Origin of the sequence: Mesorhizobium sanjuanii (genome assembly GCF_002529485.1) — a bacterium.
Classification (GTDB): Bacteria; Pseudomonadota; Alphaproteobacteria; order Rhizobiales; family Rhizobiaceae; genus Mesorhizobium; species Mesorhizobium sanjuanii.
In genome coordinates this window covers 16,183-32,251 of sequence record NZ_NWQG01000143.1, presented here as the reverse complement: position 1 = coordinate 32,251, position 16,069 = coordinate 16,183, and the positions used below count along the sequence as shown (strand labels likewise).

At 62.6% G+C, this 16,069-nt stretch carries 12 protein-coding genes; 10 read left to right on the top strand and 2 right to left on the bottom strand.

Annotated elements, in window-relative coordinates; translation table 11 throughout:
* Nucleotides 1-101 precede the first annotated feature (101 nt).
* The gene (locus CN311_RS20805; RefSeq protein ID WP_097575591.1) at nt 102-1,931 is read right to left on the bottom strand and encodes an ATP-binding protein; all 1,830 of its coding nucleotides are present in this window, start codon (nt 1,929-1,931) and stop codon (nt 102-104) included.
* A 156-nt stretch (nt 1,932-2,087) separates the two neighbouring features.
* Between CN311_RS20805 and CN311_RS20800 the strand changes: the two genes are divergently transcribed.
* The 5 genes from CN311_RS20800 (at nt 2,088) to CN311_RS20780 (ending at nt 6,032) form a co-directional block, all read left to right on the top strand.
* Nucleotides 2,088-2,654, top strand: coding sequence for a helix-turn-helix domain-containing protein (locus CN311_RS20800; RefSeq protein WP_097575590.1), 567 nt, complete (start codon nt 2,088-2,090; stop codon nt 2,652-2,654).
* Nucleotides 2,655-2,659: 5 nt separating this feature from the next.
* Entirely contained in the window at nt 2,660-2,968 is a 309-nt protein-coding gene (locus CN311_RS20795; RefSeq protein WP_097575589.1) for a hypothetical protein, read from the top strand.
* A 50-nt stretch (nt 2,969-3,018) separates the two neighbouring features.
* The gene (locus CN311_RS20790) at nt 3,019-3,549 is read left to right on the top strand and encodes a GNAT family N-acetyltransferase (protein ID WP_097575588.1); all 531 of its coding nucleotides are present in this window, start codon (nt 3,019-3,021) and stop codon (nt 3,547-3,549) included.
* A gap of 537 nt (nt 3,550-4,086) precedes the next feature.
* Nucleotides 4,087-5,247: a PcfJ domain-containing protein gene (locus CN311_RS20785; protein ID WP_097575587.1), complete on the top strand. Its 1,161-nt coding sequence runs from the start codon at nt 4,087-4,089 to the stop codon at nt 5,245-5,247.
* Between the two features lie 260 nt (nt 5,248-5,507).
* Entirely contained in the window at nt 5,508-6,032 is a 525-nt protein-coding gene (locus CN311_RS20780; RefSeq protein WP_097575586.1) for a DUF1269 domain-containing protein, read from the top strand.
* A 56-nt stretch (nt 6,033-6,088) separates the two neighbouring features.
* On the opposite strand, the gene CN311_RS20775 is transcribed toward CN311_RS20780, so the two are convergent.
* Nucleotides 6,089-7,891, bottom strand: a complete 1,803-nt coding sequence (locus CN311_RS20775; protein ID WP_097575585.1) for an NAD(P)/FAD-dependent oxidoreductase — start codon at nt 7,889-7,891, stop codon at nt 6,089-6,091.
* Between the two features lie 450 nt (nt 7,892-8,341).
* Between CN311_RS20775 and CN311_RS20770 the strand changes: the two genes are divergently transcribed.
* The 5 genes from CN311_RS20770 to CN311_RS20750 all read left to right on the top strand — a co-directional run bounded on the left by CN311_RS20770 (nt 8,342) and on the right by CN311_RS20750 (nt 16,046).
* A complete protein-coding gene (locus CN311_RS20770; protein ID WP_097575584.1) occupies nt 8,342-10,123 on the top strand; it encodes an acetolactate synthase 3 large subunit in 1,782 nt (593 codons plus the stop codon).
* A gap of 82 nt (nt 10,124-10,205) precedes the next feature.
* A complete protein-coding gene (gene ilvN / locus CN311_RS20765; protein ID WP_008876572.1) occupies nt 10,206-10,778 on the top strand; it encodes an acetolactate synthase small subunit in 573 nt (190 codons plus the stop codon).
* A gap of 18 nt (nt 10,779-10,796) precedes the next feature.
* Nucleotides 10,797-11,393: a LysE family translocator gene (locus CN311_RS20760; RefSeq protein ID WP_097575583.1), complete on the top strand. Its 597-nt coding sequence runs from the start codon at nt 10,797-10,799 to the stop codon at nt 11,391-11,393.
* 223 nt (nt 11,394-11,616) lie between these two features.
* A complete protein-coding gene (locus CN311_RS20755; protein WP_097575594.1) occupies nt 11,617-12,888 on the top strand; it encodes an efflux RND transporter periplasmic adaptor subunit in 1,272 nt (423 codons plus the stop codon).
* Nucleotides 12,885-16,046: an efflux RND transporter permease subunit gene (locus tag CN311_RS20750; protein ID WP_097575582.1), complete on the top strand. Its 3,162-nt coding sequence runs from the start codon at nt 12,885-12,887 to the stop codon at nt 16,044-16,046. The genes CN311_RS20755 and CN311_RS20750 overlap by 4 nt, the downstream gene beginning before the upstream one ends.
* The last annotated feature ends 23 nt before the right edge of the window (nt 16,047-16,069 follow it).

The following is a 16,069-nucleotide window of genomic DNA, read 5'->3' as shown; positions in this document are numbered from 1 at the left end:
ACGCCATTCGACTCTGCCTGATGAATTCTCTTCCGGGATTTATCCGCCTTGGCCCGGAAGGCTTGTCCGGCGCTACGAACCCGCCGCGAATAGCGGACCGTTCAGTCGTTCTGCGGGCGCAGGCCGAAGGTGGCCGGCTTGAGGCCGTAGCGCAGGTCGAAATCGTCGTCCGGCTGGACGCGGGGAGCGGGCGGCTTGCGGTAGTCGGGATCGCCAGCCTGCCGGCCCGAATCGACGGCTTCGGCGAAGACCATCGCCTGTTGCGGTTTCGGCACGTTGCGCAGCCTTTCGACGATGGCCACCAGATCGACATCATTGCCGACCTCTGACGGCAAGGCTTGTTCGCGCTTGGCCGTGCCTGGGATCCGGTCTTCGGACATTTTCTCGAACTTCAGCCGCATGGTCGTCGCCACGCCTTCACCGAAGGCGATGGCTTCGCGCTGGCCCATGGAAGACAGGAAGGCAAGCGTCGAGGCCGAGGAATCGGCGATCGCCGAACGGATGATCGCCTGGTCCTGCTCGTTGGCGAGCCGCATGGCGAAGAAGGTCGAGCACTGCGACAGGATCGTGGGATCGAGCTCGCCCGGGCGCTGGGTGACGACGCCGAGATAGCAGCCATATTTGCGGCCTTCCTTGGCGATGCGCGACAGCGCATGCCGGGTCGGCGCGAAGCCGAGACGCGGATCGGCCGGCATATAGCGGTGGGCTTCCTCGCACAAGAACAGCAGCCGCAGCCGGCCTTCGCTCCACAGCGCCAGGTCGAAGGCCAGACGGGCCAGCACCGAGCAGACGGAATTGACGACTTCCGACGGCATGCCGGCCATCTCGAAGCAGGTGACCGGCCGGCCGTGATGCGGCACGCGGAAGATATTACCGATCGTCTCGTGGATGGTGTCCTCGATCAATCGCGAATTGAACATGAAGCGGTAGCGCGGATCCGCGGCCGCCGATTCGATACGCGTCTTCAGCGATCTGAGGGTGGGCCGGTCATTCTTGCTTTCCAGCAGTCCCATGCGCTCGTCGATCTGCTTGATGAGATCGGCAATGCGGTAGGGCACCGGCGTGTCCGCGGTCATCGCGTCGGCGCCGCGCCTGAGAGAGGTGCCCGAGCTCGGGTTGCGATACAGGCTCTTGGCGGCGGGGATGAGATCGCGCAAGGCGTCGACTTCCTCCGGCACGGTCTCACGGCCGCGAAACAGGACTTCGGCGAATTCCTCGAGCTTGAACATCCAGAAGGGCAGATCCAGCGTCGTCGAATCGACCTTGACGCAGTATTCCGGCAAGGACGCCGCGAACTCATTGTGCGGATCGAGGATGAGGATGCGCAGATCGGGCCTGGCGGCGATCGACTTGCGCAAAAGCAACGAAACGGCCGTGGATTTGCCGACGCCGGTGGTGCCGACAATGGCGAAGTGGCGCGATAGCGTATCGTCGATGGCGATATTGGCGTCGATCGTCTCGTCCTGCGACAGCGTGCCGATGGTGATGGAATGGCGTCCGGCGAGGTCATAGACCGCCTGCAGGTCGCGGCTGCGGATGCGATGGGCGATGGCGCCGATATGCGGATAGCAGGTGATACCGCGGTCGAAAACCGGCTTGGCGCCCGGCTCGGCGCCATCGCGTACTTCGCCGATGAGCTCGATGCTGACCTCGATCGGGTTCTGGCCCTCATTGCTCCAGGCTCGATCCGACTTGCCGATCCCGTAGACCAGACCCACGGTTCGCGTGGCGCCGAGATTGATGGAAATCATCTTGCCGACGGTCCATTGGCCGGTGACCGTGCCTTCGGCATCCTCGGCATAGGCGCTGATGGTGGCGCGCGCGCCGTCGCATTGCACGACATTGCCCAGAATGCGCTTGTCGTTCTGCTCCGCTGTTCGGCGCTCCTGCAGTGTCAGTTCCCCGACGGAGGCTTGGCGTTCGACAAACATGAGCAGGCTGCTTCCCCATTTCCCCAGGAGATCGACCTTAGAGCGACGGGGTTAAGGTGGGGTGAGGCCGGATGGTGCAGGGGGACTTAAGCCATTCGTGAAAATTGAATCGAAACTGCCCTTTGCTCGATTCAGATAATTCGTCATACTGAACAAATGACTGATATAGCGAATGATATCTCTTCGACCATCGGCAGGCGGATACGCTCGGAAAGGATCATGCGAGGCTGGTCCCTGACGGAGCTCGCCGACCGGTCGGATGTGTCGAAGGCCATGCTGAGCACGATGGAGCGTGGCAAGACGAGCCCGACCGCAGCACTTCTCGTGCGCATCGCCGCGGCCTTCGGCATGACGCTTTCCACCCTGATCGCGCGGGCAGAATTGCAGGGCGGCGGGTTGCTTCGCGAAAGCGATCAGCCGGTGTGGCGCGATCCAGCCACCGGTTACATCAGGCGGCATCTTTCGCCGGTCTCGGACATGCCGCTTGAACTGATCCGGGTTCAATTGCCGGCGGGAGCCAAGGTCAGCTTTCCGGCGGCGTCCTATGCGTTCATCAGGCAGCAGATCTGGCTGATTTCCGGACGGCTGGAATTCACCGAAGGCAGTATCTTGCACAATCTCGAACCAGGCGACTGCCTGGCGCTTGGCGCGCCGTCGGATTGCACCTTCCACGCTCCGGGACCGGATGCCGCCGACTATCTGGTCGCGCTGGCAAGAGGCTGAGGCGAATGGCGCGTCGCCCGAAACGCTCGCACAATGGCGGCCCGCCTCTCTACGACTACAACGGTCCCCCATGGGGCGAGGGCGACGCTTATATCTTCCTGGCCTGGCAGGCCGCGCATGCCAAGGCCTGGAAGGCGCCAAGCCACGACGTGATGCTGATGCGGATGGACAAGGCCGAACGACTGGGCCTGACCTATGAGGAATATACGCTCGAAATCCTGGAACGTGGGCTGCATCTGCAGGCGAAGGACATCGATCGCATTGCCGCGATCAAGGCATCACGAAGGCGACGCCGAGCCAGCCGCCTGGATTGACGGCAGCATCCGCACAGGCCGATAGCTCCATCGCATTCAAAGGACTTCGCATGAGTTCCATCGAAATCAAGGCACTGACGCAGGACGCGCGAACGCAGGCAATGCTGATCGACCTGCTGATCGAAACGGTCGCGGCCGGCGGATCGGTCAGCTTCATGCACCCGCTGTCGCAGGAAGCCGCCGGCGCCTTCTGGGCGAAGTCGCTTGTTGCGGTGGCAAGAGGCGAAAGAGCGGTGCTTGGCGCATGGGACGGCGAAGTGCTGGTCGGTACCGTCACCCTGCTGCTCGACTGTCCTCCCAACCAGCCGCACCGGGCCGAGATCGCCAAGCTGATGACCCGCGTCGAGCATCGTGGCAAGGGCGTGGCGACCCGCCTGATGCGGGCCGCCGAGACCCTTGCCGCCGAGCAAGGCCGGACGCTGCTGGTGCTGGATACCGCGACCGAGGAGGGGGCATCGGGTCTCTATGACAGACTGGGCTTTACCCTGGCCGGCGAGATACCCGACTATGCGCTGAAGCCGCATGGCGGACTGACCGGTACGCTCATCTACTGGAAGCGTATTGGCGCGTCGCCGCGATAGGTCGCTGAAGTGAACATCTTGCTGTGACGCTTGTTCCGATGTATTAGCCGCGCCCGACATGCGGCCCTCTTTTCATTGCCGCATCGTATAGACCTTTAAAGGAGGCGACGATGAGATCTTGTTCATGCGTTCTGCGCCTTCGCGGCGGTCGGACGGGCTGACCCGCGCTACAGCGGGTTTTCCAACTTTCTGACAATCTGAGAACGGCCTTGCGGTGATGCTTGGTCATTGCCTTGTCACGCGGCGGCGCCGATCCTGTGTGGATTCCATAAAGCGGTGGGAGTCGAGAGGTCCCTGCCGACGATTGCGGCTACCTGAAAGCCTGAGATGCGCCTTTGCAACACCCGGTCAGGTCATTGTAAACATTGGAAAAATGGCTCTTGCCTCGAGTTCGCTGTGAGCGTAGAGACGCCGCCCATTCCCAACCCGTCATCCCCAAAGGAGACCTGTCCATGTCACGGCGATCCACATCGACACATTCCGTGCCGGCGCTGGAATTGCGTGCGGCTGACAGAGGTCCAATTGGGAAAAACGGCCATGGCGAAGTCCATGATCCAGCGCAGGCAGGATGCCGAGCGCGAACGCATTGAAGCATATTCCGTAACGCTGCGGCGGGTTTGTCGCGTCCCGCGTCCCGCTCCGGATTTCGAGCGGGCGCTTGACGAGGCACGCCGGGGCCTTGCCGGTCTGGCGATCCGCGATGGCGCGCTGTGGCGTCCGAAGCTGAAGACGCGCGACCCCGCGCGGCTGCGGCTGGCGGCTGCTCGCCATCTCTATGCGCGCTATCCGGTTTCGGCCGCGCTCGAAGCCATCTGGCTGGATAGGTCGGGGCTGGATGGTCAGGAGACTGCGCTTCGCATGGCCTGGTACGTCGCGGCCGCAGGTGGCAACTCGCTCTACAAGGCAGGTGCCAATGCCTGGCTGTCCCGCAAGGAGGTGCATTGCTTCCTGAATGTGACCGGCGACTTCTCATTCAACGAGGCGTTCTGGTTGGCAATCGCCCGGTCCTATACGGATGATCCGGGATTGGCGGCCCGCCTTGCGCGGACGAAGATCGCGCGCACGCCGCGCGCGGAGTTGGTCTTCTGGCGCGAGGTGACGCGGTTCTTCTGCGGGCATCCAGCGTCGAAGGAGGAGATCGATGACCTCTGCGACTACATCGGCGCGATGCACCAGCGCGATGCAGGGTACAGCCTGAAGGGGCGCACACTGGCTTCGCTGCGACGGCAGATGTTGGAATGGCATCGCGACATTGCCGCGATCGAACGCATCGAGGCAATGCGCCGCCGCGCTGCCGGCAGGGCTGCGCCTACTGCCGGATTGCAGTCGCAGCACCGTGCCTGGGACGGCTCGCGTCTCGAGGATTGGGAATGGCAGCCATCGGCCAAGGAGGCGAAGGCGCATGGCGAACGTTTCTTCGTCCGCCAGCTGAAGACCGCCGAGGATCTGGTCGCTGAGAGCAGGGCGATGCATCATTGCGTCTCGATGTACGCGGCCAAATGCATCGCCGGCAACGCCTCGATCTGGGTGCTGCGACGCACGGCACTCGGCAAGATCGAGCGGTTGCTGACGATCGAGCTCGACCCGCAAAACCGTGCGGTGCAGGTGCGCGGTTTCGGCAATCGGCTCGCCTCGCTGGAGGAGCGCAAGGTCGTCGAGCGCTGGGCCAAGGCGAGGGGCGTGATGCTCAGGGCCTGAAACGAAAGACCCCGCGCGGCGGAAACGCCGCGCGGGCTGCACGGATGTGCCGACGTCAGGTCGCAGTCGCTGACCGGCACGCTCGCGTCTCGAATGGCATCGCCCCAGCAGATAGACAGTCAAGTACTGGTTCGAGTATCTTTCGGTCTCTCGCGGCGCCCGCCTGTGGCCGTCCCGCGAAGCAAACAATAGCTGTCACGAAGATTTCGTAGGATGCGATAGTACTGCCGAGCATTTGCAAGCCAACAAGGAGCTATTCCATGTCCGATTTGATCGCCATCGTCTATCCGACCGAAGCCAAAGCGGAAGAGGTGCGCAAGCGGCTGTTCGAATTGCAGAAGGAATACCTGATCGAACTCAGCGATGCGGTGATCGCCGTGAAGCAGGAGAGTGGCGACGTCAAGCTCAATCAACTCTTCAACCCAACCGCCGCTGGCGCGGTCTCCGGCAGCTTCTGGGGGCTCCTCGTCGGAATGATCTTCCTGATGCCGGTCGTGGGGGCGGCGGTTGGCGCGGCCTCGGGCGCACTTGGCGGCGCGCTGAGCGATTTCGGCATCAACGACAAGTTCATGAAGGATCTGGGGTCGAGCCTTCAGCCCGGCAACGCGGCACTCTTCGTGCTGGTCCGCAAGATGACAGCCGACAAGGTGCTGGAGGATCTGAAGGGATCGGGCGGCACCGTGCTGAAAACCTCGCTCGACCACACCAAGGAGCAGGCCCTGCGCGAGGCGCTGGCAGCCACACAGAGCCAGCCGGTGTCCGCACCCGACGCTCCCGCCGCCTGAATACAGAGGCAGGCGCGGCATTCGCCGAGCCTGCCCTCTATGGCTTATCTCGTCTGCTAGCCTTTGTGATGGACCTGCTGCAGCCCGTAGACCGGCGTTTCGATGCCTTCGTGCCGCGCCTTCAACTGCAGCGACAGGAATTGCGAATAGTGGCGTGACTGGTGCAAGTTGCCGCCATGGAACCAGAGCGCCTCCTGCTGTGTCGGCTTCCACATGTTGCGCAATTCGCCCTCCCAGGGGCCGGGATCCTTGGTGGTGTTCGAACCCAGGCCCCAGCATTTTCCGACCTTGTCGGCAACGTCCCTGGAGATGAGGTCAGCCGCCCAGCCATTCATCGAGCCGTAGCCGGTGGCGTAGACGATGAGGTCCGCCGGCAGCTCCGAGCCGTCGCTGAGCAGGACTGAATGCTCCTTGATCTCCTTCACCTCGACGCCGCTCTTCAGCTTGATCGAGCCGTCGATGATCAGGTCGGACGCGCCGACGTCGATATAATAGCCCGAGCCGCGCCTGAGATATTTCATGAACAGGCCGGAATCGTCGTCGCCCCAGTCCAGCATGAAGCCGGCCTTCTCCAGTCCCTTGTAGAACTCGGCATCGCGCTTCTTCATCTCGGCATAGGCCGGAATCTGGAATTCGTGCAGGATCTTGTAGGGCAGGGAGGCAAAGACGAGATCGGCTTTGGCGGTGGTCATGCCGCCTTGCACGGCTTTTTCCGAGTAGAGCGAGCCCAGTCCGATTTCCATCAGCGTGTCGGATCTGGAGATATGCGTGGTCGAGCGCTGCACCATCGTGACGTCGGCGCCGGCTTCCCAAAGGGCCGCGGCGATGTCGTGAGCCGAGTTGTTCGAGCCGATGACCACGGCGCGCTTGCCGGCGTAGGCATCGGGACCGGGATGCTTCGAGGAATGATGCTGATCGCCCTTGAAGTTTTCCATGCCCTTGAATTTCGGCATGTTGGCCTTGCCTGACTGTCCCGTCGCCAGCACCAGCTGCTTTGGCTTCAGCGTGATGTCCTTGCCATCGCGGCGGACGATGACGGTCCATTCCTTCTTCTTGTCGTCATAGGTGGCGCTCCTGGCCTCGGTCGAGGACCAGTAGTTCAGCTCCATGACCTTGGTGTACATTTCCAGCCAGTCGCCGATCTTGTCCTTGGGCGAGAAGACCGGCCAGTTCCTGGGAAAGTCGATATAGGGCAGATGGTCGTACCAGACCGGGTCGTGCAGGCAGAGCGACTTGTAACGCTTGCGCCATGAATCGCCGGCACGCTCGTTCTTCTCGACGATGATGGTCGGCACCCCGAGCTGCCTCAACCGGGCGCCAAGCGCGATGCCGCCCTGGCCGCCGCCGATGATCAGCGTGTGGGGCTGCGTCTTGAAGCCGAGTTCAGCCGTCTCCTTCTCGCGTTCTTCCTTCCAGGTCGGACGATTCTTGCCATGGCCATGCTTGGCGCCCATCGGCCGGGTGAAGCCGGCCGGCTCCTCATGGCCTTTCAATTCGACCATGGTGGTGAGCAGCGTCCAGATCCTGCCGCCCTTCAGCCTGATATGGCCGAAGCCACGCGCCACCTCGGTTTCGAAGCTGATCCAGCCCTCCAACAGCCCATCGTTTTCGTTGGCGTCCTCACCCCTGGCGATCGACCAGTTCGATGGCTTTATCTTCGCCAACTGGCTGATCAACATGTCGCGCACCTTGTCGCGGCCTTCCATGGTCTTGATGTTCCAGGTGAAGGTGACGAGATCGCGCCAATAGCAATCTTCCTGAAAGCATCCGACCGCGCTGTCGATATCGCCGGCGGCAAGTGCGGCGCCGAACCGGTCGAGCAGGTCTGACAGTTTCTTGTTTGGGGCCTTGTCGAGCATCAATTTCCTCCCGTGACGTGCTGGTCGTTTGCTATGGCTTTGCCGGGCCCTCCCAGCTCGGTCGGCCGGAGTATCACGGCAAAATGTGAGCCGCGTCACGTCGTCAAATAGTTTGGCGCTTTTTCAGCAACTTATCGAGACTCTGGCGCTACCAGGATACTGCTGAAACGGTGTCTTGCGGCGAAACAGACGACTCGAAGCGGTGATTGATCCGGTCAATGTCACTCACATTCGCCGTTGACAGCGGCGTAAAACCAATTCTATTGTCCGCCACCATGAAAACAGCACTCATTCTCGTAGTAGGAGAGCGCGTGGGCAAGGCGGTGTAACCGCCGGGCGAAAACCTCCCATGCGCAAGACACAGGCTCCCTCGGGGGCCTTTTTTATTGCCCAAAACACAACTAAACGACCAGCAATCGCCAGACGGCGAACCAATACGGGACCAGACCGATGAGCAACGGACAGAACGAGCGGCGTGAGATGACGGGCGCCGAAATGGTGGTGCAGGCGCTGAAGGACAATGGCGTCAAGCATGTTTTCGGCTATCCGGGCGGCGCGGTTCTTCCGATCTACGATGAAATTTTCCAGCAAGACGAGGTCGAGCACATCCTCGTGCGCCATGAGCAGGGCGCCGGCCATGCGGCGGAAGGCTATGCGCGCTCGACAGGCAAGGCCGGCGTCTTGCTGGTGACGTCCGGGCCGGGCGCCACCAATGCGGTGACGCCCTTGCAGGATGCGCTGATGGATTCAATCCCGCTGGTCTGCCTGACCGGGCAGGTGCCGACCTCGCTGATCGGCTCCGATGCTTTCCAGGAATGCGACACAATCGGCATCACGCGGCCCTGCACCAAGCACAATTGGCTGGTCAAGGACGTCAACGATCTCGCCGCAATCATCCACGAAGCCTTCCATGTCGCGACGACCGGGCGTCCGGGTCCGGTCGTGGTCGACATTCCGAAGGACGTGCAGTTCGCCAAGGGCATCTATGTGCCGCCGCAGACGGCGCCGCGTACCAGCTACCAGCCGAAAGTCCAGGGCGACCTCGACAAGATCAAGGCGGCGGTCGAGCTGATGGCCGGCGCCAGGAAGCCGATCATCTATTCCGGCGGCGGCGTCATCAATTCCGGTCCGGAGGCCAGCCATTTGCTGCGCGAACTGGTCGATCTGACCGGCTTTCCCATCACCTCGACGCTGATGGGCCTCGGCGCCTATCCGGCGTCGGGCAAGAACTGGCTGGGCATGCTGGGTATGCACGGCACCTATGAAGCCAACATGGCCATGCATGATTGCGACGTCATGATCTGCATCGGCGCGCGCTTCGACGACCGCATCACCGGGCGGCTCACCGCGTTCTCGCCGAATTCGAAGAAGATCCACATCGACATCGATCCGTCGTCGATCAACAAGAACGTCCGCACCGACGTGCCGATCATTGGCGATGTCGGCCGGGTGCTGGAGGATCTGGTGCGGCTGTGGCGAGCCAGCGCCAAGGCCGACAAGAAGGCGCTCCATCCATGGTGGGAGCAGATCGCGAAATGGCGCGCGCGCGATTCGCTTGCCTACAAGATGAACCACGACGTGATCATGCCGCAATATGCGATCCAGCGGCTCTACGCGCTGACCAAGGACATGGACACCTACATCACCACCGAGGTCGGCCAGCACCAGATGTGGGCCGCGCAGCATTATCATTTCGAGAAGCCGAACCGCTGGATGACCTCGGGGGGGCTGGGCACGATGGGCTATGGCCTGCCGGCGGCGCTCGGCGTGCAGATCGCGCACCCGGATGCGCTGGTCATCGACATTGCCGGCGATGCCTCGGTGCAGATGACGATGCAGGAGATGAGCGCGGCCGTGCAGCACGAGGCGCCAATCAAGATCTTCATCCTCAACAACCAATATATGGGCATGGTGCGGCAGTGGCAGCAGCTGCTGCATGGCAACCGGCTGTCGCATTCCTACACCGAGGCGATGCCGGATTTCGTCAAGCTGGCCGAAGCCTATGGCGGCCATGGCATACGCTGCGAGAAGCCAGACGAGCTGGACGACGCGATCAAGGAGATGATTGCGGTGAAGAAGCCGGTGATCTTCGACTGCCGGGTGGCAACGCTCGCCAACTGCTTCCCGATGATCCCGTCGGGCAAGGCGCATAACGAGATGCTCTTGCCCGACGAGGCGACGGACGAGGCGGTGGCCAACGCCATCGACGCCAAGGGCAGGGAGCTGGTGTAACGCCCAGCCGAGGCAGGGCTGTCGGAAGAAGCCGTGCGGAAACACAGAATTAGCTCAAGAGTTTGAAATCGAGATTCATGTCATGAACGCACAGCTTCAACCCACCGGTTCGGCCTATTTCATCGCCAAGGAGACGGAAAAGCCCGAGAATCACACGCTTTCCGTGCTGGTCGACAACGAGCCCGGCGTGCTTGCCCGGGTCATCGGCCTGTTCTCCGGTCGCGGCTACAACATCGAGAGCCTCACCGTGTCCGAGACCGAGCACGAGAAGCATCTGTCGCGCATCACCATCGTGACGCGTGGCACGCCGCATGTGCTGGAGCAGATCAAGCACCAGCTCGAGCGCATCGTGCCAGTGCACCGCGTCGTCGACCTCACCGTGCGCTCGCAGGAACTCGGCCAGGAACGGCCGATGGAGCGGGAACTGGCGCTGGTGAAAGTGGCCGGCACCGGTGAAGCCCGCGTCGAGGCGCTGAGGCTCGCCGACGCCTTCCGCGCCAGCGTCATCGACGCCAACACCGAGCATTTCATCTTCGAGATCACCGGCAAGGGCTCCAAACTCGACCAGTTCATCGCCATCATGAAGCCGCTTGGCCTGGTCGAAATCTGCCGCACCGGCGTGGCGGCGATGAATCGCGGCCCGCAGGGGATGTGACGCCCCGGCGCTCAGTCCATGTCCCTCGATGCCTTCCTTGCCCTGCTGGTTTACGCCTTCGTGACCTCGGTCACGCCGGGGCCGAACAATTTCATGCTGCTGGCCTCGGGCGTGAATTTCGGCTTCGTCAGGACCGTGCCGCACATGCTGGGCATCGGCATCGGCTTCCTCGTGCTGCTGTTGGCCGTCGGCTTCGGGCTTGGCGCGGTGCTGACGGCGTTTCCGGTGCTGCACACCGGATTGAAGATCGCCGGCGGCGTCTATCTGCTCTATCTCGCCTGGAAGATCGCGATGTCACGATCGATGACCAGCAAGGGCGAGGCGACGGCAATGCCGATGCGCTTCATCGACGCGGCGGCGTTCCAGTGGGTCAATCCCAAGGCATGGGTGATGGCGATCACTGCCATGGCCATCTACAGCGACGCGGACCATCCGTTTCTGTCGGTGGTGCTGGTCTCGATGGCGTTCGCCATCGTCAACCTGCCGAGCGTATCGGTGTGGGCGGGTTTCGGCACGGCGCTGCGCGGTTTCCTGTCCGATCCGGTGCGGCTGAAATGGTTCAACATCGCCATGGGCGTGCTCTTGGCGGCCACGCTGTGGCCGATGCTGAGGTGATGTTTGCCGCCCAAAGGCGCGCATTGAACGCTTCGGGCGAGGTTCCCTGAATGCCACGCGCTTTGGTGCCGTCTTATTGTGCAGTGCACATTAAATCTTCGTAATGCCGCGTTTTGGCCCTTTTCCGCCTAAGGCGTGTCCTATCTACTCCGCGAATTCGCGGCAGGACGCCGTGATTTGAGACCACCGGGTTCGGCGTGTCGGATGAGAGGGCATGTTGTCGATGCGCGGAAAAATCGTCCTTGCAGTGGTCGCGGCAGCCTGCCTGGCAGGGGCAGGCCTCTATCTTTCGCCGACGGCGATGAGCAAGGTTCAGCAGCTCATATCGCCGAAGCAGACCGCGGCCGCTGACAAGTCGGGCGCGGGCAAGCCGGGCGCCGACAAGGCAGGCGGGGGCAATGGCGCGCGTTCAGCCTCGATCGTCGCGGCCACCGCTTCGACGGCCGATTTCCCGATCCGCCGCTATGCCATCGGCTTCGTCTCGTCACCCGCCGTGGTCAGTATCAATGCCCGGATGTCCAGCCAGATCGTCTCGATCGCGGTCAAGGACGGGCAGATGGTGAAGGCTGGCGATCTTTTGTTCTCGCTCGACGATCGCGCGCTGAAGGCGCAACTGGCCAAGGATCAGGCGACGCTCGTCAAGGATCAGGCGATGCTCGTCAGCGCCACGGCGGATCTTCAGCGCGCCAAGGATCTCGTCGCCAGGCAGGCCGGCACGCAGCAGACCTATGATCAGGCACTGGCGGCACAGAAGGCGGCGGCCGCAACCATCGACGCCGACAAGGCGACGCTCGATGCCGACGCCGTCCAGTTAAGCTACGCGACCATTTCGGCGCCGATCACCGGCCGGCTGGGCGCGATCAATGTATCGCTCGGCGATCTCGTCACCACCAGCAACGGCAACAGTTCGTCGACGACGCCGCTGGTGACGATCACGCAGATGGACCCGCTGCAGGTGAACTTCAATCTGCCGGAAAGCAATCTCGCGCTGCTGCACAAGGCGTTGGCCTCGCCGCAACAAGGGGCGGTGACGCTGACCAAGGACGGCGATCCGATGCCGATCGGCAAGGGCACGCTCGATTTCGTCGATTCAAGCGTCGACACCGCCTCCGGCACGATCGCAACGCGGGCGAGCGTGCCCAATGCCGATATGTCGCTGTGGCCGGGTCAATATGTGAATGTTGTGCTCAATGCCGGCATCATGCCGCAGATGATTTCGGTTCCGACGGTCGCTGTCCAACCGAGCCAGAAGGGACCGTTTGTCTATGTCGTCAAGCCGGACAACACCGTCGAGATGCGGCCGGTGCAGGTGGCGCTGACAGAGGGCGAGAACAGCGCCATCAGCGATGGCTTGAGGAGCGGCGAGAAGGTGGTCGTCGAGGGCCAGACCAGGCTGAAGGATGGCGCCGCGGTGCACGAGGGCAAGGTGGCCGGTGGCGATCAGGCTGCTCCCAAGGTCGCGCAAGTCGACAAGGCGAGCGGGACGCAGCCATGATCTCCGAATTCTGCATCCGCAGGCCTGTCGCCACCCTGCTCATGTCGTTCGCGCTGGTGCTGGGCGGCTTGTTTGCCTACAAGTTCCTGCCGGTGGCAGCACTCCCCAGCGCCGAATTCCCGGTGGTCAATGTCTCGGCGTCGCTGCCCGGCGCCTCGCCGGAAACCATGGCGACCTCGGTGGCGACACCGCTGATCAAGCAGTTCGCCACCATCGCCGGCATCGATTCGATCTCGACCTCCAACTCGCTTGGCCAGACCTCGATCGCCATCCAGTTCGTGCTCAATCGCGACATCGACGCGGCCGCCGCGGACGTGCAGGCGGCAATCGCGCGAACGCAGAAATCCTTGCCGCCGGAGATGACCGCGCCGCCCAGTTACCGCAAGGTCAATCCGGCCGACGCACCAATCCTGCTGATGTCGCTGGTCAGCGATACGGTCCCGCTGACCGATCTCGACGCTTTCGCCGAGAACGTGATCTCGCCGTCCCTGTCGACCATCGACGGCGTGGCCCAAGTTTCCATCTTCGGCCAGCAGAAATATGCCGTGCGCGTGCAGATCGACCCGACCGCGCTCGCCGCGCGCGGCATCTCGATCGACCAGTTGCAGGCAGCGATCGCGTCGGCCAACAGCAACACGCCGCTCGGCGTGCTGCAGAACGACAAGCAGCAACTGACGATCACCGCCAACACGCAACTGACCAACGCGGCGGGCTTTTCCAATATCATCATCGCCACCAAGAACGGCCATCCGGTGCGTTTGGGCGAGGTGACCCGCGTCATCGACTCGGTCGAGACCACGACGACGGCGAGCTGGTATGACGGCACGCGCGCCATCATCATGGCCGTGCAGCGCCAGCCCGACGCCAACACGGTCGACGTCGTCGACAAGGTCAAGGCGATGCTGCCGTCCTTCCAGGACCAGATGCCGGCCGCCGCCAGCATCAAGCTGCTCAACGACCGTTCAACCTCGATCCGCCAGGCCGTCGACGACGTGCAGTTCACGCTGCTGTTGACCATCGCCCTGGTGGTGATGGTGATCTTCGTGTTCCTGCGCCGGGTGACGGCGACCATCATCCCGGCCGTTGCCGTGCCGATCTCGCTGATCGCAACGCTCGGCGCGATGTTCCTGTTCGGCTTTTCCATCGACAACATATCGCTGATGGGGCTGACGCTGGCTGTCGGCCTCGTCGTCGACGACGCCATCGTCATGCTGGAGAACATCTTCCGTCATATGGAAGAGGATGGGCTCTCGGCATTCGACGCCGCGCTGAAGGGTGCGCGCGAAATCGGCTTCACCATCATCTCGATCTCGATCTCGCTGGTGGCGGTGTTCATCCCCGTGCTTTTGATGGGCGGCGTCATCGGCCGCATCTTCAACGAGTTCGCCGTCGTGGTGACAGTCGCCATCCTGGCGTCGATGTTCGTCTCGCTGACGCTCACGCCGATGCTGTGCTCACGGCTTCTGTCGGTGACGAAGGCCGATCGCGAAGCGCATGGTGGCGGCCACAGGCACGACCTCTTCACACGCGGCTACGACCGGGTTTTGACCTTCTGCCTGCGCCACACTTTCCTGGTGTTCCTGGTCTTCGTCGGAACGGCGGCAGCATCGGTCTGGCTGATCCAGATTTCCCCGAAGGGCTTCTTCCCACAGGAAGATATCGGCCAGATATCGGTCACGACCGTCGCCCGTCAGGACATCTCGTTCGACGCCATAGCGAAACTCCAGGGCCAGGTAGCGAATGTCTTTTCCCATTCACCCTATGTCGACCATGTGGCGTGGTCCGTGGGCGGCGGGAACAATGCGCTCAACCAGGGACGACTCTTCGTCCAGTTGAAGCCGAAGGACCAACGCCCCGACCTCGAGAAGGTGCTTTCGGACCTGAGGCGCCAACTGGCCAATGTTGCAGGGATCGAGACCTATATGCAGCCTGTGCAGAACCTCAGGCTCGGCTCACGGTCCTCCGCCAGCGCCTATCAGTTGGTCGTCCAGGGGCTCGACAATGGAGCCACGGACATCTGGGCGCAAAAGCTGAACGACGCGATGGCCGCCGACCACAAGTTCTTCACCGATGTCACCAGCGACCTGCAGAACAACGCGCTCCAGGCGACACTGGTCGTCGACCGTGACAAGGCAGCGACGCTCGGCATCGATACCGACACGCTGCGCTCCAGCCTCTATGGCGGTTTCGGCACTGAGCAGGTTTCGACGATTTTCGGCTCGGCGGACAGCTATGAGGTGGTCATGGAACTCGATCCTCGGATCGCATGGTCGCCTGAACGCATGCTTGCGATCCAGGTGAGGACGGCCAGCGGCAGCCTGGTGCCGCTCGGCGCCTTTGCCCGCGTCGATCGCACCGCTGGCGCCTTGACGGTCAACCAGCTCGGCCAGCTGCCGGCGGTGACGATCTCCTACAATTTGCCGCAGGGCGTGGCGCTTGGCGACAGTACCGCCCGCATCGCCGCGCTGAAGGAGCAGATCGGCATGCCGAAGGCGATCTCGACCAGCTTCGCCGGCACGGCCAAGACGTTCCAGGATTCGCTTGCCAATCAGGGCCTGCTGATCGGCGGCGCCATTCTCACCATCTATATCGTTCTCGGCATCCTCTATGAGAGCTTCATCCATCCGCTCACCATCCTGACCGGCCTGCCGTCGGCCGTGCTGGGCGCCGTGGCTGCACTGCGCTTTGCCGGCATGGACCTCTCGGTGATCGCGGTGATCGGCATCCTGATGCTGATCGGCATCGTCAAGAAGAACGGCATCATGATGGTCGATGTCGCGCTGGAACTCAGGCGCGAGGGCATGTCCGCCAAGGAGTCCATCCACAAGGCCTGCCTGATGCGTTTCAGGCCGATCATGATGACGACGCTCGCAGCGCTGATGGGCACCTTTCCGATCGCGCTCGGCACCGGCGCCAGCGCCGAACTGCGCCAGCCACTCGGCGTCGCCGTCGTCGGCGGCCTGCTTGCCTCGCAGGCGCTGACGCTGTTCGTCACGCCGGTCATCTATGTCTATTTCGAGAATTTCTCCGGTTGGCTGCTCGGCTTTTTCTCGAAGAAGAAGCGACCGGCGCTGCATGCGGTGGAAAGTGACGAGCAGCCTTCGCTGTTCGGCCCCGAGGAGGACATGGTCGAACCGCAAAAGGCAGCGGCGGAATAGGCTGGCCCAAGGCGCCATGCTTG